Source organism: uncultured Christiangramia sp. (assembly GCF_913046405.1).
Lineage (GTDB): Bacteria > Bacteroidota > Bacteroidia > Flavobacteriales > Flavobacteriaceae > Christiangramia > Christiangramia marina.
The window spans coordinates 1-25198 of sequence record NZ_CAJWRQ010000007.1; the positions used below are offsets into that span (position 1 = coordinate 1).

General features: G+C 39.4%; 20 protein-coding genes. 6 read left to right on the forward strand and 14 right to left on the reverse strand.

Annotated features, from left to right (window positions below; genetic code table 11):
* Nucleotides 1-336 precede the first annotated feature (336 nt).
* From pgi to uvrC, 8 genes are all read right to left on the reverse strand, one after another.
* Complete coding sequence (gene pgi / locus QZ620_RS01655; RefSeq protein WP_295178399.1) at nt 337-1968, reverse strand: glucose-6-phosphate isomerase; 1632 nt, start codon at nt 1966-1968, stop codon at nt 337-339.
* On the reverse strand, nt 1969-3201 hold the full coding sequence (locus QZ620_RS01660; RefSeq protein WP_295178402.1) for a peptidoglycan DD-metalloendopeptidase family protein: 1233 nt from the start codon (nt 3199-3201) through the stop codon (nt 1969-1971).
* 4 nt (nt 3202-3205) lie between these two features.
* Complete coding sequence (locus QZ620_RS01665) at nt 3206-4174, reverse strand: tryptophan 2,3-dioxygenase family protein (RefSeq protein WP_295178404.1); 969 nt, start codon at nt 4172-4174, stop codon at nt 3206-3208.
* Between the two features lie 2 nt (nt 4175-4176).
* Nucleotides 4177-4953, reverse strand: coding sequence for a DUF3108 domain-containing protein (locus tag QZ620_RS01670; RefSeq protein WP_295178406.1), 777 nt, complete (start codon nt 4951-4953; stop codon nt 4177-4179).
* Nucleotides 4954-5248: 295 nt separating this feature from the next.
* Nucleotides 5249-6391, reverse strand: a complete 1143-nt coding sequence (gene hppD / locus QZ620_RS01675; RefSeq protein WP_295178408.1) for a 4-hydroxyphenylpyruvate dioxygenase — start codon at nt 6389-6391, stop codon at nt 5249-5251.
* 102 nt (nt 6392-6493) lie between these two features.
* On the reverse strand, nt 6494-7660 hold the full coding sequence (locus tag QZ620_RS01680) for a homogentisate 1,2-dioxygenase (protein WP_295178409.1): 1167 nt from the start codon (nt 7658-7660) through the stop codon (nt 6494-6496).
* A 172-nt stretch (nt 7661-7832) separates the two neighbouring features.
* Entirely contained in the window at nt 7833-10061 is a 2229-nt protein-coding gene (locus QZ620_RS01685; RefSeq protein ID WP_295178412.1) for a patatin-like phospholipase family protein, read from the reverse strand.
* A complete protein-coding gene (gene uvrC / locus QZ620_RS01690) occupies nt 10054-11853 on the reverse strand; it encodes an excinuclease ABC subunit UvrC (protein ID WP_295178414.1) in 1800 nt (599 codons plus the stop codon). The genes QZ620_RS01685 and uvrC overlap by 8 nt, the downstream gene beginning before the upstream one ends.
* 153 nt (nt 11854-12006) lie before the next feature.
* On the opposite strand from uvrC, the gene QZ620_RS01695 reads away from it, so the two are divergent.
* The 6 genes from QZ620_RS01695 to QZ620_RS01720 are packed head-to-tail and all read left to right on the forward strand — an operon-like array spanning nt 12007 to nt 16792.
* Nucleotides 12007-12426 (forward strand): RimK/LysX family protein, encoded by a 420-nt coding sequence (locus QZ620_RS01695; protein ID WP_295178417.1) that lies wholly within the window; start codon nt 12007-12009, stop codon nt 12424-12426.
* Nucleotide 12427: 1 nt separating this feature from the next.
* A complete protein-coding gene (gene rimK, locus QZ620_RS01700; protein WP_295178420.1) occupies nt 12428-13300 on the forward strand; it encodes a 30S ribosomal protein S6--L-glutamate ligase in 873 nt (290 codons plus the stop codon).
* Between the two features lie 3 nt (nt 13301-13303).
* Complete coding sequence (locus QZ620_RS01705; RefSeq protein ID WP_295178423.1) at nt 13304-14299, forward strand: succinylglutamate desuccinylase/aspartoacylase family protein; 996 nt, start codon at nt 13304-13306, stop codon at nt 14297-14299.
* Nucleotides 14286-14858 (forward strand): 5-formyltetrahydrofolate cyclo-ligase, encoded by a 573-nt coding sequence (locus QZ620_RS01710; protein ID WP_295178425.1) that lies wholly within the window; start codon nt 14286-14288, stop codon nt 14856-14858. The genes QZ620_RS01705 and QZ620_RS01710 overlap by 14 nt, the downstream gene beginning before the upstream one ends.
* A 53-nt stretch (nt 14859-14911) precedes the next feature.
* On the forward strand, nt 14912-16366 hold the full coding sequence (locus QZ620_RS01715; protein ID WP_295178427.1) for a PAS domain-containing sensor histidine kinase: 1455 nt from the start codon (nt 14912-14914) through the stop codon (nt 16364-16366).
* 9 nt (nt 16367-16375) lie between these two features.
* Nucleotides 16376-16792, forward strand: coding sequence for a response regulator (locus tag QZ620_RS01720; protein WP_295178429.1), 417 nt, complete (start codon nt 16376-16378; stop codon nt 16790-16792).
* A 2-nt stretch (nt 16793-16794) separates the two neighbouring features.
* On the opposite strand, the gene QZ620_RS01725 is transcribed toward QZ620_RS01720, so the two are convergent.
* The 6 genes from QZ620_RS01725 to recO form a co-directional block, all read right to left on the reverse strand.
* The gene (locus QZ620_RS01725; RefSeq protein ID WP_295178431.1) at nt 16795-17400 is read right to left on the reverse strand and encodes a lipoprotein signal peptidase; all 606 of its coding nucleotides are present in this window, start codon (nt 17398-17400) and stop codon (nt 16795-16797) included.
* A 38-nt stretch (nt 17401-17438) separates the two neighbouring features.
* The gene (locus QZ620_RS01730; RefSeq protein WP_295178433.1) at nt 17439-18062 is read right to left on the reverse strand and encodes a hypothetical protein; all 624 of its coding nucleotides are present in this window, start codon (nt 18060-18062) and stop codon (nt 17439-17441) included.
* A gap of 57 nt (nt 18063-18119) precedes the next feature.
* Nucleotides 18120-18503 (reverse strand): TraR/DksA C4-type zinc finger protein, encoded by a 384-nt coding sequence (locus QZ620_RS01735; RefSeq protein ID WP_026914778.1) that lies wholly within the window; start codon nt 18501-18503, stop codon nt 18120-18122.
* Between the two features lie 3 nt (nt 18504-18506).
* The gene (gene ileS, locus QZ620_RS01740; protein ID WP_295178437.1) at nt 18507-21908 is read right to left on the reverse strand and encodes an isoleucine--tRNA ligase; all 3402 of its coding nucleotides are present in this window, start codon (nt 21906-21908) and stop codon (nt 18507-18509) included.
* Between the two features lie 124 nt (nt 21909-22032).
* Entirely contained in the window at nt 22033-24426 is a 2394-nt protein-coding gene (locus tag QZ620_RS01745) for a TonB-dependent receptor (protein WP_295178439.1), read from the reverse strand.
* A complete protein-coding gene (gene recO, locus QZ620_RS01750) occupies nt 24426-25145 on the reverse strand; it encodes a DNA repair protein RecO (RefSeq protein ID WP_295178441.1) in 720 nt (239 codons plus the stop codon). The genes QZ620_RS01745 and recO overlap by 1 nt, the downstream gene beginning before the upstream one ends.
* Nucleotides 25146-25198: the final 53 nt, after the last annotated feature.

Consider the following 25198-nt stretch of genomic DNA (forward strand, 5'->3'; position numbering starts at 1 on the left):
AACAAATTTCGCCGCAATATACTGCTAATTAGAGGAAAACAAAATATTATGTTAAATGGAATGATTCAAAATAAGCTCTAGGAGTGTTAAAGACGTTAAACAGGGCAATATTATGGACACGATATTTAGTAAAAATCAATTTTGCTAATCAAAAACTTTAAAATTTATTGAATTTGTAATGGAGAAATTTTGATCTCTACTCTATTAATGAGCGAATTGCATCATTCCTGCATTTTCAAGTCAATTTCTTCGGAAGGGATTTTAGCTTTTATAAATAAAAGAAGCCTGAAGTTCCAGACTTCAGGCTTTCATATTATACGTAATAATTCGAACTATTTAGTTCATATAAAACTTCAACAGATTCTGTGTAGAGGAATCGTGACCTTCAGAATTATTAGATTCAAAATCTGAAAGAATTTTATTCGCCAGTTGTTTTCCTAATTCAACTCCCCATTGGTCATAACTAAAAATATTCCAGATCACGCCCTGTACAAATATCTTATGTTCATACATGGCAATAAGTTTCCCCAGACTTTCCGGAGTTAGTTTTTGAACCAATAAGGTATTCGTTGGATTATTACCTTCAAATACTTTAAATGATTTGATCCTATCTATTTCTTCCTGGCTAAACCTCATGGAGCGCAACTCCTCTTTCACTACTTCTTCCGTTTTACCATTAAGAAGAGCTTCAGTTTGAGCAAAATAGTTCGCCATCAATTTATCGTGATGCCCCTGATCTCCAAACAAACTTTCTTTGAAGCCAATAAAATCTGCAGGAATAAGCTTGGTTCCCTGGTGAATCAACTGGAAAAAAGCATGTTGTGAATTCGTTCCTGGTTCTCCCCAGATGATTGTTCCGGTCTGGTAATTTACTTTCTCACCATTACGGTCCACACTTTTCCCATTACTTTCCATGATCGCCTGTTGCAAGTACGATGGAAATTTATCCAGGTATTGAGAATAAGGGATCACCGCTTCACTTTCAGCGCCGAAGAAATTATTATACCATATACTTATTAGTGCCAGCTGTACCGGAATATTCTTTTCGAAATCTGTATTTCTGAAGTGATCATCCATCTTGCGGGCACCTTCCAGAAGAGATTCAAAATTGTTGTATCCAATTCCAAGTGCTACTGAAAGACCTACAGCGCTCCACAAGGAGAATCTACCTCCAACCCAATCCCACATCGGGAAAATATTGTCAGGATCAATTCCGAAGCTTTCTACTTTATTAAGATTGGTAGAAACAGCAACGAAATGTTTGGAAACTTCCTTTTCAGGAGCCTTTTTTAGAAACCATTCTCGAACCGTAGTAGCATTGCTTATTGTTTCCATGGTCGTGAAAGTTTTTGAAACTATCACGAAAAGGGTGGTTTCAGGATTTAGATCCTGAATGGTATCATGTACATGATCTCCATCTACATTAGATATAAAATGTAAATTCAGATGATTCTGGTAGAATTTCAGGCTATCAGCAACCATTACCGGTCCAAGATCAGATCCTCCAATTCCTATATTTACGATATCGGTAAATTTCTTCCCGGTAAAACCTTTGCGTTTCCCTTCGATCACCTCATCAGTAAAAGTTCTGATTTTTTCTTTTACTTCCTGCACTTCAGGAATTACATTTTCGCCATGCACCTGGACATTCGCGTTTTTTGAAGCTCGTAAAGCAGTATGTAAAACCGGTCTTCCTTCTGTCTGGTTGATGGCATCACCCTGAAAATATGCATCCATTGCTTCCTTCAAACCACATTCAGCAGCAAGCTTATTCAGTAATTTCCCGGTAGTTTCATTCATTCGGTTCTTACTGTAATCCAGATAAAAATCCTCCCATTTAATGGTGAATTTGTCAGCTCTTTCTTCATCGTTATTGAACATATTCTTCATATGTTCAACCTGGATCTCTTTATAATGATCTTCTAATTCCTTCCAGGCTTTGGTAGTGGTTGGATTTATATTTTTCATCTAGATACTTTTATAGGGAATTTGATCCAGTTCTGCCCGAATCGATTCAATATGATTTAAATAATCGTCTTTTAGATTGTCTGTGATATGCTCGGCTGAAGGCAGGTTCTGGCGGAATGGATCCACCTGTTTGCCATTCACCCAGAATCGATAACATACATGTGGCCCTGTGGCAAGTCCTGTACTTCCCACGTAACCTATCACATCGCCTTGCTTAACACTTTGCCCGTTTCTAACTGCACGCTTACTCATGTGAAGATATTGAGTAGTATATTTTCCATTATGTCTCACTTTAACATAATTCCCGTTTCCGGAGGTATAGCCTGAAGCGATCACCGTTCCATTAGCAGTACTTACGATCGGTGTGCTATGTGGTGCAGCATAATCTGTTCCCAGGTGGGCTTTCCATCTTTTCTGAACCGGATGAAAACGTCTTTTTGTAAACCTTGAAGAGATCCTGGAATAATTTAGCGGAGCTTTCAGGAAAAAACTTTGTAATGCTTTAGCTTCCTCGTCATAAAAACTAGGCTGACCAGAAACGCTATCGGTCATATAACTAAAGGCATAATATGGCCTGTCTGAATGTTTAAAAACCGCGGCATCTACCTTTTCAATCCCGGCGAAAATAGTATCGTCAATATATTTCTCCTGGTAAACCATTTTGAACTGGTCTCCCTTTTGAAGTTTAAAGAAATCAATACTCCACTGATAAATATTTGAAAGTTCGTAAACCAGAAGATTACTCAAGCCCTGAGCCTGCATTGCTTCTGAAAGGGAAGAAGTGATCACTCCGCTTACTTCTCTTTGCTTTATAGTTACCGGTCTTTTTTTCTTTTCAGCATAGATACTATCCCCAATAGAGACTACCGTATAGTTGATCTTATCATTTTCATAAATGAAATATTGCGGTGTTTTAGCCGAATCTTTTGCTCTTAGGATCATGTATTTCTTACCGGCAGTAATTCTCGCAGGGTTAAAGGTATCCTTTACTTTTTCTGAAACTTCAAAGACCTTTCCATGATTCACGCCATTTTGATCCATGATGTAACCAAAACTATCACCAGACCTTATGGTATCCCTAATGACCTCAAAATCATTCAGGATAAAACCATACTGTTTCTCGATCTTAGGAATTTTTTTGGTCTCGACCTCATTTACGGCCTGTTCTTTCTCATCGTCATTGCAGGCAGTCATTGCCAGCATTAGCATTACTAATAAGCCTAATTTCTTCAAGTTTTTATGCTTTTTGTTTTTCAGTATTAAATGTGTGGTTCACCCATTGCTTCCCCCAGTTGTTCAGTTCTTCCTGACTCCATAATTCTGGAAAGAAAGAAACTCTTTGAAAACTTGGCGGTAGAAATTTCTTCCAGTTTGTTCCGCCGGTCGCTTTTATGGTTTCATCTTTCTTGCTCAAATATCGGTAAGCAGCACCCATATGCATGAGCAACCAGTTAATATTTACATTAACATCAAAGTTCCGAAGAGCCTGTTGTAGATCTTCATTTTGACGATCTTCTTCATGCATGGCCTGGTAACGCTGATATATGGTGTTTCCGTATACATCTTTTGCAATTCTTAGAAATCGAGGAGTATATCTTTTTTCAAATTGCTTAAGCGTAAGAGTTTTCTCGCCGGTTTCCAGATCTATACCTCCTTTTTTCCAGTAGATATTCTCAAAAAGTTCTTCGGAAGAGTTTTCTACTGTAAATTCATCTCTCAAATTAAAATCGACAAGATTTTCCAAAGGAGTTGAATATAGTTCGATCATCCTGAACTGAGCCGATTGGAATCCACTGGCAGGTAGTAAAGCCATTCTGAATTTCAGAAACTGTTCCCTTTCCATTCCCTTGATCATTACATCGAAGGAGTCGATAAGTATTCTGAAATACCTATTCATCCTATTTAGCTTTTCAACGAAATAGGCAGATGTTAGGGTTTTGGTTTCTATGATCTGTTTTTGCTCGTGTATGATGAGCTTAAAGTATAATTCAGTGATCTGGTGATAAGTGATAAAGATCATCTCATCTGGAAAGTGCGTATTGGTCTTTTGTAAACTTAATAGCGTATCTACACTAATATAATCCCAGTAAGAAAGATAGCGGTCATAAAGCAGACCATCCAGATAAGACCCCATATCCTGTCCCGAATTTTTGAACTTTTCTTCAAGCTTTCCAATTCGTTCCGCGATTTCGGGTTTTATCTCCATATCTAATCCATTAGTATACTAAATTGATGCTTTAGACCTTTGTAAGCTTCAAGATCGGCATCCAAAGACCCTACGGCCAGGTTTGCTTCAATTTTCACCGGAATTTTGTTTTTATCATCACTAATCCAGAAAGTAAGACTTTCTTTCTCCTTAAATACTCTTCCGGCCAGTACATAAGGTCTGAATTTCAGGGTTGCAACTTTACCAAACTTAGTTTTAATCGTATCACGCCCCAGGAAAACAAGCTTAAAATCGAGGTTTTCGTCATCGATGAACATGTTCAGACGCATCTCATCACCTGGCTCTAACTCGTCGTTTTTAATTTGGTTGCGAATATAGTAAAATGATGATAACATATCGTGCACATTATGAGGCACAGAATATGATTTTTTCTGATTATTCTTTCGATTGAGAACATGGGCTTTCTTATCATTATGATCAAAGTCGATCACCAGGTCCTTGGTATAACCGCCTTCGTCAATATTACGTACAAAACGATAAGGTTTGCCAGTTTGCTTATCGATATAAGTCTGGTAATCATCATCCACTTTAAAGAACAAGCCTAATAATCCTGTAGATCTACCGCGTCCTTTAATATGATAGACAGGTTTATTCTGAAATTTAGTTTCATTTACCTCCAGCGTCGCATAACTCGCATTGAAAACTCCATAGTGTATTCTGAATTTGAACCACTCACCTTCGTCAAATGCATCTTGTGAAAACATATTTCCCGTGGTAAACACTAGAAAAAGAAAGGTAATTGTAATATAATTTCTCATAGGTTTAATTGTCTAAGTAATAGAATTTTCAGGCGTATGGATGGATTACAATTACTATTCCAAAAGTATAGAAACAAAAAAACCCCATCAAATTAATGATGGGGAATTTTGTCTTATTAACCAACTAAAACTTAAATTATGAAAAAAAATTCAATTCTGGTAACCACTCCAGAAATGCGGTGCAAAAGTCTCATATTTCTCCCTTACCCGCAACTCTTAAATAAACTTTAACTAAACGTTTACCAGATTGTCATTTATTTCATTTTTCCACTTAAATTTTAGCAGATATTTAATCTTAATTTAATGTACCTCGCAAATCCTGTTCTCTTTCAATTGCTTCGAACAAAGCTTTAAAGTTTCCTTTTCCGAAGGATTGAGCACCTTTTCTCTGGATGATCTCGAAGAACATAGTTGGCCTGTCCAGAACTGGTTTTGTAAAAATCTGTAACAAATACCCCTCATCATCGCGATCTACCAGCACTCCCAGCTCTTTTAATGGCGCCAGGTCCTCATCGATATCACCAACACGATCCAGTAGATCATCATAATAAGTTTCCGGAACATATAAAAACTCCACGCCTCTATCCCTTAATGCTGTAACTGTTTCAATAATGTTATCTGTAGCTAAAGCTATATGCTGCACTCCGGCTCCATTATAAAAATCGATATATTCCTCGATCTGTGATTTCTTTTTTCCTTCCGCAGGCTCATTTATTGGAAATTTGATTCTACCATTCCCATTGCTCATCACCTTGCTCATAAGCGCGGTATAGTCGGTCGAAATATCCTTATCATCAAATGATACCAACTGGGCGAAGCCCATTACTTTTCCGTAGAATTCCACCCATTTGTCCATTTCATTCCAGCCTACATTTCCAACCATATGGTCGATAAACTGTAAACCTGTATCTGGCACCTGCGTTTTGGTATTGTAAACTCTGTAACCTGGTAAAAATGGTCCGGTATAGTCTTTTCTCTCTACAAAAAGGTGAATGGTTTCTCCATAAGTATGTATTCCAGAGATCACAGCCTTACCGTTTTCATCTTCCATTACATATGGCTCTACATAAGATTTCGCTCCTCTTTTTGTAGTTTCCTCGTAACTCTTTCTCGCATCGTCCACCCAAAGTGCTACAAACTTTACTCCGTCACCATGCTTATCTATATGCGCATTGATATCTCCTTCCGGCTGCAATGGTGAAGTAAGAACAACTCTAATTTTCCCCTGTTGCATTACATAGGAAACGCTGTCTTTACGACCAGTTTCCAAACCTGAATAAGCGATTGGCTGGAAACCCCATGCGTGTTGGTAATAATAGGCCGCCTGCTTGGCATTTCCTACGTATAGTTCTACAAAGTCTGTTCCCAGGATTGGCAGAAAGTCTTCTGCTTCAGGAACTACTTTTTCTAAATTTAATGATGTGCTATCTTTTGACATTGTTGTTATTTTAAAGGATGTAAATATGATATAAACTTGAAATCAAATTTCAAAATATTACCACATCGCTCTATCCTGTGCTGATAAATCTTCTTTCATCTCTTAATGCTCTCCATCTAACCAGGACCTGTAATAAGTCTCATCGGCAATTTTCATCGCTTCTTCGGTAAGTTTTAACGGCTTGAAGGTATCTACCATTACGGCCAACTCTTCAGTTTCTACCTGCCCAATACTTCTTTCTACTGCTCCAGGGTGCGGCCCGTGAGGGATTCCCGCTGGGTGCAAGGATATATGACCTGCTTCAATATCGTTTCTGCTCATAAAATCACCATCAACATAATAGAGCACCTCATCACTATCAATATTACTATGACTGTAAGGCGCCGGAATGCTTTCCGGGTGATAATCGTATTTACGCGGACAAAAACTACAAACCACAAAAGCATCAGTTTCAAATGTTTGATGCACCGGTGGCGGCTGGTGAATTCTTCCGGTTATTGGCTCAAAATCGTGAATGGAGAACGCGTACGGGTAATTGTAGCCGTCGTACCCAACCACATCAAAAGGATGCGTCGCGTAGACCATATCGAAAATTTCTCCCTGCTTCTTGATCTTGATAAGAAAGTCCCCTTCTTCATCATTGGTTTCCAGTTCATGTGGCTGGCGTAAGTCTCTTTCACAAAATGGAGAATGTTCCAGCAGTTGCCCGAACCAGTTCCTGTATCGTTTTGGAGTATAGATCGGTCTACGGGATTCAACGATAAAAAGCCTGTTGTTCTCATCATCAAAATCCATTTTGTAGATAGTCCCCCTTGGGATCAATAGATAATCCCCATATTTAAAATCAATGTTTCCAAGATGAGTTCTTAGCTTACCAGATCCTTTATGCACGAATATCAATTCGTCTGCATCAGAGTTCTTATAGAAATAATCTTCCGTAGAACCTTGAGGAGAAGCGAGAATAATATCACAATCTGCATTGGTCAAAACCGCTTTTCTACTTTGAAGATAATCTGGATGCGGAGTGATCTGGAAACCTTTTAAACGGTATGATTTCAGGTTATTTTCAATCGCAACCTTCGGTCGTACATCGTAACTTCCTTTGATTTCCTTCACCTGAGTCGGGCGATGTTCATGATACAGATTGGAAGACATTCCGTCAAAACCAATCGTTCCAAAAAGTTGCTCATAATAAAGGCTTCCATCAGGTTTTCTGAAAATCGTATGGCGCTTGTGTGGGATTTTGCCGAGTTTATGATAAAAAGGCATGTGATTATATTTTAAAATCGATCAAAAATGAATTCATTTCTTGAAAGATTGTTATTATTTCCAGTATTTATTTCGATTTACACAAATATCAAGAAAATTTACCGAAACAATCTTAAATCTAGTGTAAAAACCGGTTACGAAAACGATAAAGTAATTATAGAAAATTCGTCGCTTAGAACCAGAATCCCAGGCTAAAAAACCAGTAACTTTCTTTATTTTCAGGTGAATAGGAATATTTTGCTTCCAGTGGTCCCATAAATGTTTCAATTCCGTAACCAATTCCGTAGCCATTATAATCGGGCATGCTCAACCAGTTTCCGGTGGTGTACAGATCATCTTCCACATTGGCAATATTGGCGCTGGCGATAATATGGTTCTTTCTGAAAAGCTCATAGTCGAACTCCAGTTGCGCCTTTATATAACTATCTGCGGAAAGGCTTAAGAAATCATAACCCAGGAAAGGTTTGAAATTATTGATAAAATCATTCCCGTAACCACCCAGAAAGAAATCCAGCACCTGGCTCTCATCGTTCCCTATCTTAAAACCGGTTCCTGTACTTATTCGCGTCGTGAATTTGGGAAAAGGCTGGATAGCATAACCTAAACTTCCCTTAGCGATCGAGAACTCCGAAAAATCATTATTATAATCTGAAGAATACAGGTAAATATGAAAGTCTCCATCAAAACGAACTCCTTTGGTGGGGAAATATTTATTGTCGTATGAATCGAATTTCACGTATCCAAAGCCGCCGGCATAATGGTCATTTGCCAGAACCAGTTCCTGACTTTGGTTAATCGCATCGTTAAACGTATTACTGCTATACTTTAAATATTTGTGTTCCACTCCTACACCTATTGAAAATACCTGCTGAAATAGTGATTCCACGTAGATCTGATTGGTGAAATCTCTCACCGTAACTTCCAGCTCTCTTATATCCTGAAATTCACTCAGACCTTCAGTATCTCTGATCCCGTCTAAGAGCAAGCCTTTATCAAAGGTGTTGTAACGAGAATTTATTCCGAAGCTCCAGTAAAAACCTTTATCCAGGTAATAGTTAAAATTGTAACGCAGGTTATCCCCCACGATAAGGTCCAGAGAAGCCACATCATTAGTAAATAGTAAACTCTTACGGGTAAGATTCACCAGTGCCCCACTTTTATAAAGTTCATCATAATGCAATCCCAGTCGCAATAGCATTTTGTTTTCACTTTCCTCGATCTGCATGGCAAGTACATAATTGCCATTTTCATCTTCGGGTATTAGCTGGTAATTAATTCTCTCAAAGTTACCGGTCGCAGAAAGGTTGTTAATTCCAATATTCAGATCCTCGAAGTTGTAAGTTTCTTCGTAATCAAGTTTTAATTTACCCTGCACATAAGCTCTGGGATAGGTGTTATTTCCTTCTACTGAAAGTGCACTAATATTAAAACTATCGATCTTTGGAACCGGTTTCCGAATTAATAAGCTATCATCTGGATCACTTAGCAATTTGAGTTTTTCCAGCATATTGTTTGCGGCCACAGCTCCTGAATCTATGATCGCCTGTCCTTTGTCAAAAGCCATGACCGAGAAAGAATTTACATTCGGTTTAATGTAAATATCGGTTTTTGGAGCTTTCTCCTTCATATCATTGATCGTGCGAAAATTTGAGATCTGACTCATAATTTCGAACACACTTCGTAATTTATCTCTTTTGACAAGACTGTCCTGCACATCCACACCAATGATCACCTCAGCACCACGACGCCTTAATTCTTCGATCGGGTAATTATTAGCAACCCCACCGTCTGTGAGCAATTGTCCGTCAATTTTTATGGGACTTAGAAGTGTTGGTATCGCGCCACTTGCTGAAATTGCTTTAGCCAGTGATCCACTATCCAGAATTACTTCGTCCCCGGTTTCTACATTGGCCGCAATACAGAAAAACGGGATGGGTAATTCACTAAAATCTTCCACATCGCTTACATGAATGGTAAGTCTGGAAAGTAAATTGTAAATATTCTGACCTTTAAAAAGTCCGCTAGGAAATGAAATATCAAAATTGTCAAAAGGTAGCGTGATCGCGTATTTTTCTGAATCTTCCTTTTCATAGAAAGTTTTAGCCCGCCTTGGCAGGTTATCCTGAATTAGAATATCAAACTGTGTGGTTCTAAAAATAGAATCAAGTTCGCTGGCAGAATAGCCGGAAGCGTAGAGTCCGCCAATAATTGCTCCCATACTGGTACCTCCAATATAATCGATCTTGATGCCTTGCTCTTCAAGGGTTTTTAGCACACCTATATGGGCAAGACCTTTGGCACCACCTCCGCTTAATACAAGTCCAACCTTTGGCCTATCCTCTTCCTGGCAAATTGCTCCAAAGGAAATGAGTAGACTAAGGATGAAAAGATATTTACGCATTCTCTTTATGATAAAATTGATAAACGATGGTCGCCCGGGAAGCCCCGATCACGTCTGCAAGTTCCTTTTCGCTTGCCTCCTTCACTCTTTTAAGAGATCTGAAATTCTTCAGGAGTTCAATGACTGTTTTTTCGCCAATTCCAGCAATAGACTCAAGTTCGGTATTTAACGCGGTTTTACTTCTTTTATTCCGGTGAAAAGTAATTCCGAAGCGATGCGCCTCATTTCGTAACTGCTGAATGATCTTTAAAGATTCAGATTTTTTGTCCAGATATAAAGGTATGGAATCGCCGGGATAGTAGATCTCTTCCAGTCGTTTCGCGATTCCTATGATGGCGATCTTTCCGCGTAGACCTAAGGTATCCAGTGCCTTCACACCGCTGGAAAGCTGCCCTTTTCCACCATCCACAATAATTAATTGTGGAAGCGGCTCATCTTCATTAAGCAGTCTTCTATAACGTCTAAAAACCACTTCTTCCATAGAAGCAAAATCGTCTGGTCCTTCTACGGTTTTGATATTGAATTTTCGATAATCCTTTTTGCTTGGTTTTCCATCCTTGAATACCACGCAGGCGGCAACCGGATTGGTTCCCTGTATATTAGAGTTATCGAAACATTCTATATGTCGAGGTTCCTCGCTAAGTCTAAGATCTTCTTTCATTTGCGCCATAATTCGGTTTACATGACGGTCTGGATCTATGATCTTCATTTGCTTAAATCTTTCCTGCCTGAAATATTTCGCATTTCGCTGGGACAACTCTACGATCTTCTTTTTATCGCCCAGTTTTGGAACCGTGATCTTCAGGTCTTCACCAACATCGACCTTAAAAGGCACATAGATCTCTGTAGATTTCGAGCTGAAGCGCTGCCTGATCTCCACAATGGCCAGTTCCAGCAATTCCAGGTCGCTTTCATCCAGCTTCTTTTTCATCTCGATGGTATGGGAGCGTATGATCGCACCGTGAGATAACTGCAGAAAATTCACATAGCCATAACCCTCATCACTTACTACGGAAAAAACATCTACATTATTAATTCGTGGATTTACCACGGTAGACTTGGATTGATAGTTCTCCAGGACATCGATCTTGATCTTGATACGCTGAGCATCTTCAAATTCCATATTCTCAGCATGCTCTTTCATTTGATTTCGAAAACGCTGAAGGGAATCCTTGAAATTACCTTTTACGATCTGGCGAATCGCTTCAATATTTCGATTATATTCTTCTTCAGGCTGCAAAGCTTCACAGGGTCCTTCACAATTACCAAGATGATATTCCAGGCAGACCTTATATTTCTCATTCCGAATCTTTTCTTCGGAAAGATCATAATTACAGGTTCTTAACTTGTATAATCCTTTGATTAGATCGAGTAGTGTGTTTACTGTTTTAAAGCTTGTAAAAGGCCCATAATATTCGCTGCCATCACGAACCAGTTTTCTGGTAGGAAAAACTCGTGGAAACCGCTCATTTTTAATACAGATCCAGGGATAGGTTTTGTCATCCTTCAGCATCACATTAAACCTAGGCTGATGTTTCTTGATCAAATTATTTTCCAGAAGCAATGCATCGGTTTCTGAAGCAACCACGATATGTTTTATTTCATGGATCTTCTTGACCATGACTCCAATTCGATGGCTGTCATGTCGCTTGGTGAAATAAGAAGTCACCCTTTTCTTCAAATTCTTGGCTTTCCCTACGTATAGGATCTTTCCATTCTTATCGAAATATTGATAAACACCCGGGCTATTGGGCAAGGTTTTTAATTGTACGTCCAGAGCTGGCTTTTCCATTACCTCAAAAATAAACATTAAAATAAGCTCACTAAACCTTTTTTGGCTTCCGAAGTAAATTTTAAGAATATCGCTCTACGTATCAAAATATTGCATAATCTTTCGTTTACTTTGCACAGCTCCCAGACTTAGGGCATTTTAGTATATTGCATTATGGAGAAGATTGTGATCGGAAGATTTGACAAGGCAGATTTTCCTGCTTTACACCTCAACGACATCGCCATTAAAATGGATACAGGAGCTTACAGTTCCTCGATACATTGCGAGAATATCAAAGAAGTTGATGATGAACTGCATTGTACCTTTCTGGATGCTGAACATCCTTTATATAATGGCAGAGCTTTTATTTTTAAAGATTACGACATTGTATTTGTAAGAAGTAGTAACGGGATCATCCAGAAACGATATCTGGTGCGTACCAATATTAAACTCTTCGGAAAAGTATTTAAAATATCCTTATCGCTTTCAGACAGACAGGAAATGCGATATCCGGTATTGATTGGAAGAAAGTTTTTAACCAAAAAATTTATAGTGGACACCGAGCTTGTCGATGTCTCGTTTAACCTGAAGTAACATGAAGATTAGAATATTATCCAGAAATCCCCGACTCTATTCTACAAGCCGACTGGTAGAAGCCGCTAAAAAGCGCAACCACGAGGTAGAAGTGATCGATCCTACAAAGTGTGACCTGGTTATAGAAAAGAAGAAACCAAGTATCTACTACAAAAACCATTTTCTGGATGATACTGATGCGGTAATTCCAAGAATTGGAGCTTCGGTAACTTTTTACGGTACTGCCGTAGTAAGACAATTTGAAATGATGGGAACATTTACCACGACTGAATCTCAGGCACTGGTAAGAAGCAGGGACAAATTAAGAAGCTTACAGATATTATCGAGAGCAAGACTTGGTTTACCTAAAACTGTGTTTACCAACTATTCGAAAGATGTGACTGAAATTCTGGATCATGTTGGTGGTGCCCCGGTAATCATCAAATTACTGGAAGGTACTCAGGGATTAGGAGTCGTACTGGCAGAAACTCAAAATGCTGCAGAATCTGTAATTGAAGCCTTTAACGGGCTACAGGCAAGAGTAATCGTACAGGAATTCATCAAAGAAGCTGGTGGAGCAGATATCCGGGCTTTTGTGGTAGATGGACAGGTTGTAGGTGCGATGAAAAGACAGGGGAAAGAAGGTGAGTTTAGATCGAATCTTCACCGTGGAGGATCAGCATCCATCATTCAATTAACAGATGAAGAGGAAAACGCAGCCATCAAAGCAGCGAAAGCAATGGCTCTTGGTGTAGCAGGTGTGGATATGCTGCAAAGTAGTCGTGGTCCTCTTATACTTGAAGTGAACAGCTCTCCTGGTCTGGAAGGAATTGAAGCAGCTACCGGAAAGGATATTGCCAAAACGATCATTAGATATATTGAACGAAACGTCTAACATATGCCGCGAATAGACAAGAACAATGTTCTTGAGATCCTGGGAGAAAAAGTACTGCCGGGTAAAAGAGCGACCATAAATTTTAATATGGCCAAGCTATACACTACCACTTCTGTGGAGGTGCCGGTCATTATTGAACGTTCCAAAAAACCGGGTCCAGTTGTGCTTCTAACTGCTGGAATTCATGGTGACGAGATCAATGGAGTTGAGATCGTAAGACAGATCATTTCAAAAGGTATTAACAAACCTAAAGTGGGTACCGTCATTTGCATCCCGATCGTCAACATCTTCGGATTTTTGAATATGGCTCGTGAATTTCCTGATGGACGTGATCTTAATCGAGTATTCCCCGGAACAAAAAATGGGTCGCTGGCGAGTAGATTTGCCTATCAATTCGTAAAAAAAATACTACCAATAGCTGATTTTTGCCTGGACTTCCATACCGGAGGTGCTGCCAGGTTCAATGCACCACAAATACGGGTTAAAAAAGGCGACGAACAAAGTATTAAATATGCCAAGATCTTCAACGCTCCTTTTACCATACATTCCAAAACGATCACAAAATCCTACCGGGAAACCTGTTCAAAATTAGGAATTCCCGTTTTGCTGTTCGAAGGTGGAAAATCCCTGGACTCCAATAAAGATGTAGCAAAAGTGGGTGTAGACGGCGCTATGCGTATTCTTAGTCATCTGGAAATGCTGAATGATAAATTTGAATATCCAGAGGTAAAAAGAGATACTGTTCTTATCGAGAATAGTTCCTGGTTACGGGCAAAATATAGTGGTCTTCTACATGTCAAGATCCCGTGTGGCAAACATGTTGAAAAAGGTGAGTATATCGCTACTATTACAGATCCCTACGGTAAGTTTAGCCATAAGATCAAAAGCAATAGTGAAGGTTACGTGATTAATATTAATGAATCCCCGATCGTTTATCAGGGTGATGCCATCTTTCACATATCCATGCAATCAAAAGTGCTTTTTGATGAAGAAGTCTGAAATCAGGAAGAAATTTAAGCTTTTACGCAGTCAGCTTGCTCAGGAAGATATCGAGAGCATGAGCATTGATATTGCGAATAGATGTCTTGAACTGAGCATCTGGGATGTACGATATTTTCATATTTTCCTGAGTATTGCTGAACAAAAGGAAGTAAATACAGAGTATTTGCTACATGTACTGCAGGGCAAAGACAAAGAGATCATTGTTCCCAAGTCTGATTTCGAAACTGGTGAGATGATCAATTACTTACTTACCGATCAAACCAGGATTGTTAAGAATCCATGGAATATTCCAGAACCGGTAGATGGAATCCAGATTGCTGCACAACAACTGGACGCTGTATTTATTCCTCTTCTGGCACTGGACAAAAGCGGACACAGAGTTGGCTACGGAAAAGGTTTTTACGATCGGTTTTTAAGTCGCTGCAAAAAAGACATCATTAAAATTGGAGTTTCATTCTATGGACCCGTAGAAGAGATCAGTGATGTGTACACCAGTGACATCCCACTGGACTATTGCGTTACCCCAAACAGGATCTACGATTTCAGGAAAAAATAATTTTTGCTACAACTAGCTTAAAAATGTACATTTAACATTGCCAAAAGACCCTAATGCTTAGCGACCTTCAGTTAAACAGCATACTTCAGGATTTCGATATCGCCTATTGGAAGATCAATCTCTTTTCCAAGGAGATTAGCTGGTCAGACCATTTCGGAAATCTTGTGGGTGATCCTAAGATCGAAGAAGATCGTTTTGAATTTTTTATCAATCATATTCTACATCCCGATTATCGTTACGATTTCAGAATCCATTTTGAAAAACTTATCGCTGATCATGAAACCTTCAAATTTGAGATCAAGCTGAAACTTGGGAATGGAAAGTATCGCTGGTTTGAATGCAAGAATCTAAAAAGCAAGGATAATTCCTTCAGGGAAACAGCGGTACTCCTTTTTGTAAATATCCACCAGACCAAGCGGGACCAGTACACGATCGAAGAAAACTTCTTCTACTATCGCGAGACTGCAGAAATGACTTCTACCGGAGGCTGGTATGTAGACACGATCAATAAGAATATTTACTGGGATGATGTAACTAAGAAAATTCTCGATTGCCCCCGGGATTTTCAACCTGCATATGAAAAGCGGGAAAGCTTCTATGCTGAAGAACATCATAACAGAATGAAATCTGCCTTTGATAAATGTGAGAACTTCGGGATTCCTTTTAAACTGGAATTGAAAATGATCTCCTTTCAGAATAGAGAATATTGGGTGCGATTAACAGGAAAACCAGTATATGATGACGATCAGCAGGTGATTGGAATAAGAGGAGTTTTACAGAACATCGATGAAAACAAAAACAATGAACTGAATCTTCAGAACTCGTTGGATATCATTGCTTCGCAAAATTCCCGACTCTTCAACTTTGCCCACATCGTTTCCCATCATTTAAGATCTCATAGTAGCAATTTGAGTCTTATCGTGGAATTGCTACGAGAGGCTAAAACCGATAGAGATAAACTGGATCTACTGGCCAATGTTGATGATGTTGCTGGCAACCTGGATTCTGCGATTTCAAGACTTAATAATATTGTTAGTGTTCAAAGTTCGCTAAAGAAAGAGAGGGTTAAAATCAAATTTGAAGAGGCTCTGGAGATCGTTCTGGCATCGATATCATCACTCATTAATCGGGAAAATGCAAAAATCGTCGCTGAGTTTCAGGATTTGAAAGAAATTAGCTATATACCTGAGTATCTTGAAAGTATTTTATTAAATTTAATCACGAATGCGATTAGATATAAACAACCTGGTCGTAAACCGGTCATCTTTATCCAGACATATATTGAGAACGAAAAAGAATTTCTCGAGATAAGTGACAATGGAATGGGGATCGATCTTGACGAATATGGTGATAAAATGTTTGGAATGTACCGAACCTTTCATCATACCAGTCAGGAAGCAAAAGGTATTGGTTTATTCATTACCAAAAACCAGGTGGAAGCTCTAGGGGGAGCCATATCTGTTAGTAGTACTCTAGACATAGGGACTACGTTTAAAATAAAATTCTAGATCTATACAATGGGGCAGAAAGTAGAACTAGCGTGTATCATCGATGATGATAAGATATACGTGAACTTGGTTAAAAAGATCATAGAGATCAAAAAATTATCAGAGAATCTTCTTATCTACAAAAATGGTAAGGAAGCACTGGATTATTTTAAAAATTCCATGTCTTCTGTGACCCATGAGAATTTGCTTCCAGATATTATATTCCTGGATCTTAACATGCCTGTAATGGATGGCTGGGAATTTTTAAATGAATTCCTGAAGATCAAAAACAACCTGAATAAAAAGATCACTCTTTACGTGGTTAGCTCTTCAATAGACCCTCGGGATCTGGAGAGAGTGAAATCATTTAATATGGTTACAGATTATCTAATTAAACCTATTGAACTTAAAAAGTTCGAAAAGATCTTCGATAAAACTGCTGCCTGATATTATTCTTCTTCCTTCGGAAATGCTTTTTTATTAAATATCAAAAGTAAAGCTACACCAACGCTAATTGCAGAATCTGCTATATTGAATACGGGTTCAAAGAATGTGAAGTACTCTCCACCCCAGAATGGGATCCAACCTGGCAAATAACCTTTCCACAGAGGGAAATAAAGCATGTCTACCACCTTCCCGTAGAATATCGAACTATAGCCACCGGCTTCAGGTAAAAAACTTGCTACATGACCGTAGCTATCGTCAAAGATGATTCCGTAGAAAACAGAATCAATGATATTTCCAAAGGCGCCGGCAAAGATAAGCGCGATAGAAACGATCAATACTCTAGATCCATTCTTTCTAACTGCATCCCATAACCAGTATCCAATTCCAACTATAGCAGCCAGTCTGAAAAGCGTTAGGGCAAGCTTGCCATATTCTCCGGGAATCTTGGTTCCCCAGGCCATTCCTTCGTTCTCTACGAAAAGAATACTAAACCAGTCGAAAACCTCAATCTCTTCACCCAGTGCAAAATGTGTTTTGATATAAATTTTGGAGATCTGATCTATTAATAAGATCAGGAAAATGATGATTCCAGCTTTTTTAAGCGACATGGTTGATTTTTAATTGAAACGCACCAAAAATACTAATATTATTTAGTTTTTAGCACCAATATATTGCCGTCTATGGACTTAAGTTTTATAGGATTTCTACCACTGAAATGTTCCGGGATCTCCACCTTGCCATTCCTGCTTACCGCCTCTACAAGACCAGAGGCTGTTTCAACCCGAATATTACCTTCGTAAGTATTAATTGTAGCATTTCCAGCAAATTCTCTCAGGTTGCAATAGCCATCTTTTAGATTCGCTGTTAGCTGGCTGAAGGAACCAAATGCAATTAAGGAAGCAATATTGGAGTCTACAGAAATTTCAAGATCCTTTGGAATCTCCAGTTCCAGCTCTAAAGAAAAGACCTTATGTGCACTCAATTTATCAAAGCCTCCGGTAAGTTCCTGGGGATAGCTTGTTTCTATGCTCAAATTGCCATCATCGACTTTTGTTTGAACACGAATCTGATTAAAGTATTCACCTTCAGAGTGAGTAATGAGCCTGATCCTGTCTGTATTGGTAGCGGTAATAGTAATTTTGAAAACCTCGTTGGTAAGTATATCGATGGATTCAATCCCGGCAGCATTGAAGATCTCACGGGTGTCCCGCTGGACATGCAAAGACATGTTCGTACAGAAAAGAATCAGCAGACAAAATTTCTTCAACATCTTCCTTCAGTAAAAATAAAACGTCCGGAAATTGTTCCGGACGTTTGTTTGTATTGCTTAGCGCTGCATATTTTTTGCTTCAATGCTTAAAGTTGCATGTGGCACCAATAACAGTCTTTCTTTGGCAATAAGCTTCCCGGTAACTCTGCAAATACCGTACGTCTTGTTTTCGATCCTGTTCAGGGCGTTCTTAAGATCCCGAATGAACTTCTCCTGCCTGATGGCTAGTTGAGAGTTAGCCTCCTTGCTCATAGTTTCACTTCCTTCCTCAAAAGCTTTGAATGTTGGGGAGGTATCATCTGTACCATTATTTCCATCATTCTTATAAGCAGACTGGTAGTTGGACAACTGCTCCTGTGCTTTTTCGATCTTGGATTTGATCAAAGCCTTGAACTCGGCTAGATCTGCATCGCTGTAGCGTTCTTTTACGTCTGTAGACATGGCTTAATGTTTTTTAATGAACATTTTAGTGGCGACATCATCAAATTCAACATCTGCACCTTCTTCCACCACCTCTGCAAAATCGAGGTTTGCAGTTAATGTTTCGGTTTTAATATAGGTTATATTATCGTTCACGGCATCCTCGATCATGCCGTCCTTTTGTAGGGTAACATCTATTATATCAGTTACTTCAAAGCCTGAATCTTTTCGGAGGTTCTGGATCCTGTTTACCAGTTCCCTGGCAACACCTTCCCTTTTCAATTCCTCACTGATACTAACATCCAGAGCCACAGTTAGATTACCACTGCTGGCTACTAACCATCCTTCTATATCCTGAGAGCTTATTTCTACCTCAGCGAGTGACAAATTAACCATTTTTTCGTTAATGTTTAATTCGATCTCTCCTTCTCTCTCGATCTTTGCGATGTCTTCTGCGGAAAAATTATTCACTGCATTGACAATCAGCTTTATATCCTTACCAAATCTTGGGCCAAGAACTCGGAAGTTAGGTTTTACCTGCTTTACCAGAAGTCCTGAAGCATCATCTATAAGCTCGATCTCCTTCACATTTACTTCAGACTTTATGAGGTCTGCAACCGCCTCAATTTCATGCTTTTGTGCATCATCAAGTACCGGAATCATTACTCTTTGAAGAGGTTGACGCACTTTGATCATTTCCTTCTTCCGTAGTGAAAGCACCAGAGAAGAGATCGTCTGTGCTTTTTCCATTTTGTGCTCCAGGGATTTATCAACAAATTCTGGTTGATAAACCGGGAACTCAGCAATATGTATAGATTCTGAAGTATCCTTCCCAGTAGCATTATTCAGATCTCTGAAGAGTCTGTCCATAAAGAATGGCGCTACCGGTGCTCCCAGCTTTGCCACAGTCTCCATACAGGTATATAATGTCTGGTAAGCTGAAATTTTATCCTGCTCGTAATCACCTTTCCAGAAACGTCTTCTGCTTAAACGCACGAACCAGTTACTAAGGTTCTCCTGAACAAATTCTGAAATAGCACGAGTTGCTTTTGTTGGCTCATATTCAGCATAGAACTTATCTACCTTCTGAATAAGTGTGTGCAGTTCTGATAAAATCCAGCGATCTATTTCAGGTCTTTTGTCAAGATCTACGTCTGCTTCAGCATACGTAAAACCGTCTATGTTTGCGTACAGTGTAAAGAACGAATAGGTGTTGTATAAGGTTCCGAAGAATTTACGCTGAACCTCTCCAATACCTTCAATATCAAATTTTAAATTATCCCATGGATTTGCATTAGAGATCATATACCATCTCGTAGCATCTGGTCCGTAAACAGCCAGAGTCTCAAATGGGTCTGCTGCATTTCCAAGACGTTTGGACATTTTCTGCCCATTCTTGTCTAGTACAAGTCCGTTAGAAACAACGTTCTTATAGGCAACATCATCAAAGATCATGGTTGCGATCGCATGCAGCGTATAGAACCATCCACGGGTCTGGTCTACACCTTCAGCAATAAAATCTGCCTTACGCCATTCATCTTCGACTTTCTCCTTATTCTCGAATGGATAATGCCACTGTGAGTAAGGCATGGAACCGGAATCAAACCAAACATCGATAAGGTCTGCTTCACGTTTCATAGGTTTTCCTGAATCTGAAACCAGGGTAATCGTGTCTACCACATTCTTATGAAGATCTACTTTTTCGTAGTTCTCTTCACTCATGTCACCAGCTACAAAATCTGAAAATATATCTTTTTCCAGCACTCCGGCCTCAACAGCTTTCGCCATCTCCTCCTTTAATTGCGCTACAGATCCAATCACCTTCACATCCTTGCCATCATCGGTTCGCCAGATAGGTAAAGGAATTCCCCAATACCGGCTACGGCTAAGGTTCCAGTCATTTGCATTGGCCAGCCAGTTTCCAAATCTTCCTTCACCAGTAGACTTTGGCTTCCAGTTGATGTTCTGGTTAAGCTCATGCATTCTGTCCTTGAACTCGGTTACTTTGATAAACCATGAGTCCAGTGGGTAATATAAAATTGGCTTATCTGTTCTCCAGCAATTTGGGTAGCTGTGAACATATTTTTCAACTTTAAAAGCCCTGTTCTCTTCTTTTAATTTAATGGCCAGCTCAACATCTACAGACTTCTCAGGTGCCTGCCCTTCATCATAATATTCATTTTTTACATACTTCCCGGCAAATTCACCTAACTCAGGTCTGAATTTCCCCTGAAGATCCACCAATGGCACCAAATTACCGTTCTCATCCTTCACAAGAAGTGGCGGTACTTCTGGAGAAGCCTGTTTCGCTACCAAGGCATCATCTGCCCCAAAAGTTGGAGAAGTGTGTACGATTCCCGTACCATCTTCAGTGGTCACGAAATCTCCCGCGATCACACGGAAAGCATTCTCTGGATTGTCGTAAGGTTGCGCATAATCCAAAAGCTGCTCGTATTTAATTTCAACAAGGTCTTTTCCTGTAAAACCTTCGCCTATTAAATACGGGATCTTTTTGTCGCCCTCAGCATAAGCTTTAAGCTCTTCTTCCGAAGAAACCTTAGTGAATTTTTTATCAAATTGTTTTTCAGCCAGATCTTTCGCCACGATGATAGTGATTGGCTCAAACGTATATTGATTATATGTTTTTACGCTTACATACTGGATCTTAGGTCCAACAGTAAGTGCAGTGTTCGATGGTAAAGTCCAGGGTGTGGTAGTCCATGCGATCAGGAAAGCTCCTTCCAGGCCAGCGCCAACCGGTGCAGCAGAGGAGTCTGTGATCTTAAACATCGCCGTTACCGTAGTATCAGTAACATCCTGGTAAGTTCCCGGCTGATTAAGCTCATGAGAACTTAAACCTGTTCCAGCTTTTGGAGAATACGGCTGAATGGTATAGCCCTTGTAAATAAGATCTTTCTTATATATTTCTGAAAGCAACCACCATACAGTTTCCATGTATTTGGACTTGTATGTGATATATGGATCTGTCATATCGACCCAATAACCCATTTTTTTGGTAAGATCGTTCCAGACATCGGTATAACGCATGACGGCATTTTTACAAGCCTCGTTATATTTCTTAACACTAATTTTTGTTCCAATATCCTCTTTGGTGATCCCAAGCTCTTTTTCCACGCCAAGTTCGATAGGAAGACCATGAGTATCCCAACCTGCTTTACGTTTAACCTGAAACCCTTTTTGAGTTTTGTAACGACAAAAAATATCTTTGATAGAACGGGCCATCACATGGTGAATACCAGGTAAGCCGTTTGCAGATGGAGGTCCTTCGAAAAAGATGTAAGATTCCTTGCCTTCGCGAGAACTTATACTCTTTTCGAAAATATCATTCTCTTCCCAGTAATTAAGAATTTCTTCGGCCACTTTAGGCAGGTCAAGACCTTTATATTCAGGGAATTTTGCACTCATTTTCTCCTATTTTCAAATGATGTGCGAAAATAAGGATTTTTAACAAAAGATGATATGATTCCTCGCTAAAAAACGACCGCTTTTCAGCATCAGATAATTCTGAATTGGGAAAGTAATGAAGTTGCTAAAAATTGTATTTCAGGGCAATGATCAAATTTCTACCTGCCGCAGCAATTCCGGAAGAATAGGTACGATAACGCTGATCTGTAATATTTTCCAGTGAAACAGTAGCCAGCCAATTTGGATTGAGCCTGTATTGTCCCGTTAGGTTGAGCGTATACCATGCCGGTGAATATGGATTTCCATTGGCATCTGTTGCATATAAATAGGCTTTATCCTGCTCTCCCGGAGCCAGATCTTCAAAGTCAAATTCACCATTGTACTCTGCAAATAGGTCAAGTTTTAGTTTTCGCTTGTTCCAGACCAGATGCGTACTGCCAAACATTGGTGCTGCATGTCTCAAGGGCACATATTCCCCACCATCATTTTCTTCTCCATAGGTATAGCTAAACTGAGAGTTCATACGCAAGGCAACCGAAAAATCTATTTCCAGTCCAGCTTCCAGTCCATAAACATAAGCGTTGGCAGCATTTTGTATGGCCTGTACACGACTAGGTTCGCCCTGGTAATCGATCTCGGTTACACCATCCAGATCATAATCTCTTCGAACCATCGCATCATCGAGGTACGTATAATAAGCGGTTAGCCCAAGACGAAGATTATCGCTGAAATTGAAGTCGGCTCCAGCCTCTGTATTATAGGCATATTCCGACTTCAGGTTTGGATTTGGGACGACAACAGACCCAGGTTCAGAATCAAATATTTTACCAATATCATCAATATTAGGAGCACGAAAAGCGGTAGAAAGTCCCAGTCGCCAGCCTACAAAGTGATTTTGACGCCAGTTAAGTCCAAGACTTCCGGTAAGTGCCCCAGTACTGATATTTGCTTCCTCAAAAGGAAAATCATAGAAACGATCCTCAAATCTTGCGTTCACCAGGATATGGTTGTAGCGTAGTCCCGACTGTAACGAAAGGTCCTCACTTATTTTCCACTGGTAACTGGAATACATCGCCATGGATTGCCATTTTGAGTCATCTGGATACCTGCTTGCCGTATCTCCGGTTTCTCCATTCTGAATATTTCTGAAGGCTCCTTCGGAAGCAACCGAATTAAGTACATATTCGAAACCGTAGAACAACTTGCTCTCAGACAAAGACTTTTCGAAATCCAGATTTGCTGAATAAGCATCTACATTTTCTTCCGTAGAGAAAAGTAAAGGCTCTCCAAAATCCCGATCATTTCTACTCTCACCAAAATACTGATAAGCACCTGTAAACTGAACTTTATCATAAAATTCTGAACGGCTACGGTGATTGATTTTCAAATTTCCAAGAAACCAGGTTTGCGGACCATAATACCATTCTGCAGCACGTAAAACACCATCTTGCTTGCGGTATAGTCTGTCAAACCTCGGAAAATCGGAAGTCTGGGAATAAACAATTCCTAGATTAAAATCCCAGTCTTTGGATGGCATATATTTCACCTTTTGCAAGAGGTTGATCTGGTCATATCCTGTTGGCTTTTGAACCAGCGGATCTGGATTCTCCACCATCACATCGATGCCGTTCTGCCTTTCAGCATAATCAGGTCGCAGATAGTCGTCTGGACCATGTTCTCCCATCTTAAGATCTCCAAAATCTGAATAAGTGATCCCGGTTCTAAAAGCCCAGTTTTCACGTCCTACATTCACATCTGCATGTACGGTATTTTCGTTATTTGCCGTGGCAAAACGAGTATATATAGAGCCTGAAACAGAAGAGTCACCGGTAAAACTAAAATCTGGCTGCAGTGTATAAAAATTCATCACCCCGCCAATAGCATCACTCCCATAAACCATGGAACCAGGACCTAAAATCACTTCTGCTCTTTCAATCGCCAAAGGGTCTATATTAATCACATTTTGCAGGTTGCCACTTCTAAAAATTGCGGTGTTCATCCTTACGCCGTCAACAGAAATTAGCACACGATTGGTTGCAAAACCGCGGATCATAGGACTTCCCCCACCTAACTGACTTTTTTGCACAAATACCTGACCGGTACTTTCTAACAGATCAGCGGAGGTTTGCGGACTATTCAGCAGTACGTCTTCTTTATCAATACTTACTATTTTCTGCGGAATTTCATCTTTCTGAAGCTGAAATTTTGCTACAGAAAGCACCACCTGATCCAGCTTATTCTGATCTTCCTGAAGATAAACAATCTGGTTTTTAATAGCTGACTTCTTAATTTTGAATACCTCGTGCGAGATATGTTGAAAAAAAAGTACTTCGGTACTATCGAATTTAGATATATCCGCACGACCTTCAAAATTGCTCAGGCTAGTTTTAGTCTTTTCAGCATTAAAAATCATGACATTGCTTAAAGGTTCTTCAGTAGCACTATCCAGCACAATAATATCTTGTGAAAACAAATTTATGTTGAAAAGAACATAAGAGAGAAATACAAAAATTCGCATTAATTAAAAATTTCGTTAAGAACGGTTAGGGATTTTGGTTTTCTAAAACCTTCGATATGTAATTCGTAGTACAGCAACAACATTCTTAAAAAGTCAGCACGTTGTTCACCACTCAATTTTACCCGCTGCATATCATTGAAATTCACATTTAAAAATGCCCGCAAAATATCAAGATTTTCTCCTTCTACGCAATAATCGTTCGTTTTAACAGGCTCAAAAGTTCCTTCCAATAAATTAAAGAATGGCTGCTCGGTATTTAGGTCATCGGGCTGAAATCCTAAAAAACCAGATAATTTCAGCAAAAACATGATATGAAAATTAGCAGTTTTATCATGTAAATCCAACCAGCTAAAAGCGGTTTCTAAAAAGTGATACAGCGCGGGATTGGCTTCTTCTTCCCTAATCGCGCTTTTTAAAACTTCTGCAATAAACATCACCAGGCTGGTTTTGATCATATTGGTATACAAGGAGGTATAGGTATTGATCACCTTGGTATCTTTTAGGTATTCCAGTGTGCCCTTGTTTTTATGACTGGCGACAATCTCAAGCTGCGTTAATAATTGAAACTGACTTACCTTAAACTTTCCTTTCTTCGATTTTAGAATTCCACGTAACATATAAGTACGCAAACCACTTTCTAAAGAATACAAATTAACGATTAGATCTGCCTCTCCGTATTTCAGCGCACTAATTACAATTGCTTTAGAATTAACTATCATCGAACTTAAAGTATGATTTTGGTGACGGAAGGTATAAAAAAAGCCGCTTTTAC

What these genes read in the sequence shown, in the direction of transcription:
- pgi (WP_295178399.1), bottom strand. Translation starts at nt 1,968, where the DNA reads ATGAAAAATATAAATCCAACCACTACCAAAGCCTGGAAGGAATTAGAA.
- QZ620_RS01665 (WP_295178404.1), bottom strand. Translation starts at nt 4,174, where the DNA reads ATGGAGATAAAACCCGAAATCGCGGAACGAATTGGAAAGCTTGAAGAA.
- QZ620_RS01670 (WP_295178406.1), bottom strand. Translation starts at nt 4,953, where the DNA reads ATGAGAAATTATATTACAATTACCTTTCTTTTTCTAGTGTTTACCACG.
- hppD (WP_295178408.1), bottom strand. Translation starts at nt 6,391, where the DNA reads ATGTCAAAAGATAGCACATCATTAAATTTAGAAAAAGTAGTTCCTGAA.
- QZ620_RS01680 (WP_295178409.1), bottom strand. Translation starts at nt 7,660, where the DNA reads ATGCCTTTTTATCATAAACTCGGCAAAATCCCACACAAGCGCCATACG.
- QZ620_RS01685 (WP_295178412.1), bottom strand. Translation starts at nt 10,061, where the DNA reads ATGCGTAAATATCTTTTCATCCTTAGTCTACTCATTTCCTTTGGAGCA.
- uvrC (WP_295178414.1), bottom strand. Translation starts at nt 11,853, where the DNA reads ATGGAAAAGCCAGCTCTGGACGTACAATTAAAAACCTTGCCCAATAGC.
- QZ620_RS01695 (WP_295178417.1), top strand. Translation starts at nt 12,007, where the DNA reads ATGGAGAAGATTGTGATCGGAAGATTTGACAAGGCAGATTTTCCTGCT.
- rimK (WP_295178420.1), top strand. Translation starts at nt 12,428, where the DNA reads ATGAAGATTAGAATATTATCCAGAAATCCCCGACTCTATTCTACAAGC.
- QZ620_RS01705 (WP_295178423.1), top strand. Translation starts at nt 13,304, where the DNA reads ATGCCGCGAATAGACAAGAACAATGTTCTTGAGATCCTGGGAGAAAAA.
- QZ620_RS01710 (WP_295178425.1), top strand. Translation starts at nt 14,286, where the DNA reads ATGAAGAAGTCTGAAATCAGGAAGAAATTTAAGCTTTTACGCAGTCAG.
- QZ620_RS01715 (WP_295178427.1), top strand. Translation starts at nt 14,912, where the DNA reads ATGCTTAGCGACCTTCAGTTAAACAGCATACTTCAGGATTTCGATATC.
- QZ620_RS01720 (WP_295178429.1), top strand. Translation starts at nt 16,376, where the DNA reads ATGGGGCAGAAAGTAGAACTAGCGTGTATCATCGATGATGATAAGATA.
- QZ620_RS01725 (WP_295178431.1), bottom strand. Translation starts at nt 17,400, where the DNA reads ATGTCGCTTAAAAAAGCTGGAATCATCATTTTCCTGATCTTATTAATA.
- QZ620_RS01730 (WP_295178433.1), bottom strand. Translation starts at nt 18,062, where the DNA reads ATGTTGAAGAAATTTTGTCTGCTGATTCTTTTCTGTACGAACATGTCT.
- QZ620_RS01735 (WP_026914778.1), bottom strand. Translation starts at nt 18,503, where the DNA reads ATGTCTACAGACGTAAAAGAACGCTACAGCGATGCAGATCTAGCCGAG.
- ileS (WP_295178437.1), bottom strand. Translation starts at nt 21,908, where the DNA reads ATGAGTGCAAAATTCCCTGAATATAAAGGTCTTGACCTGCCTAAAGTG.
- QZ620_RS01745 (WP_295178439.1), bottom strand. Translation starts at nt 24,426, where the DNA reads ATGCGAATTTTTGTATTTCTCTCTTATGTTCTTTTCAACATAAATTTG.
- recO (WP_295178441.1), bottom strand. Translation starts at nt 25,145, where the DNA reads ATGATAGTTAATTCTAAAGCAATTGTAATTAGTGCGCTGAAATACGGA.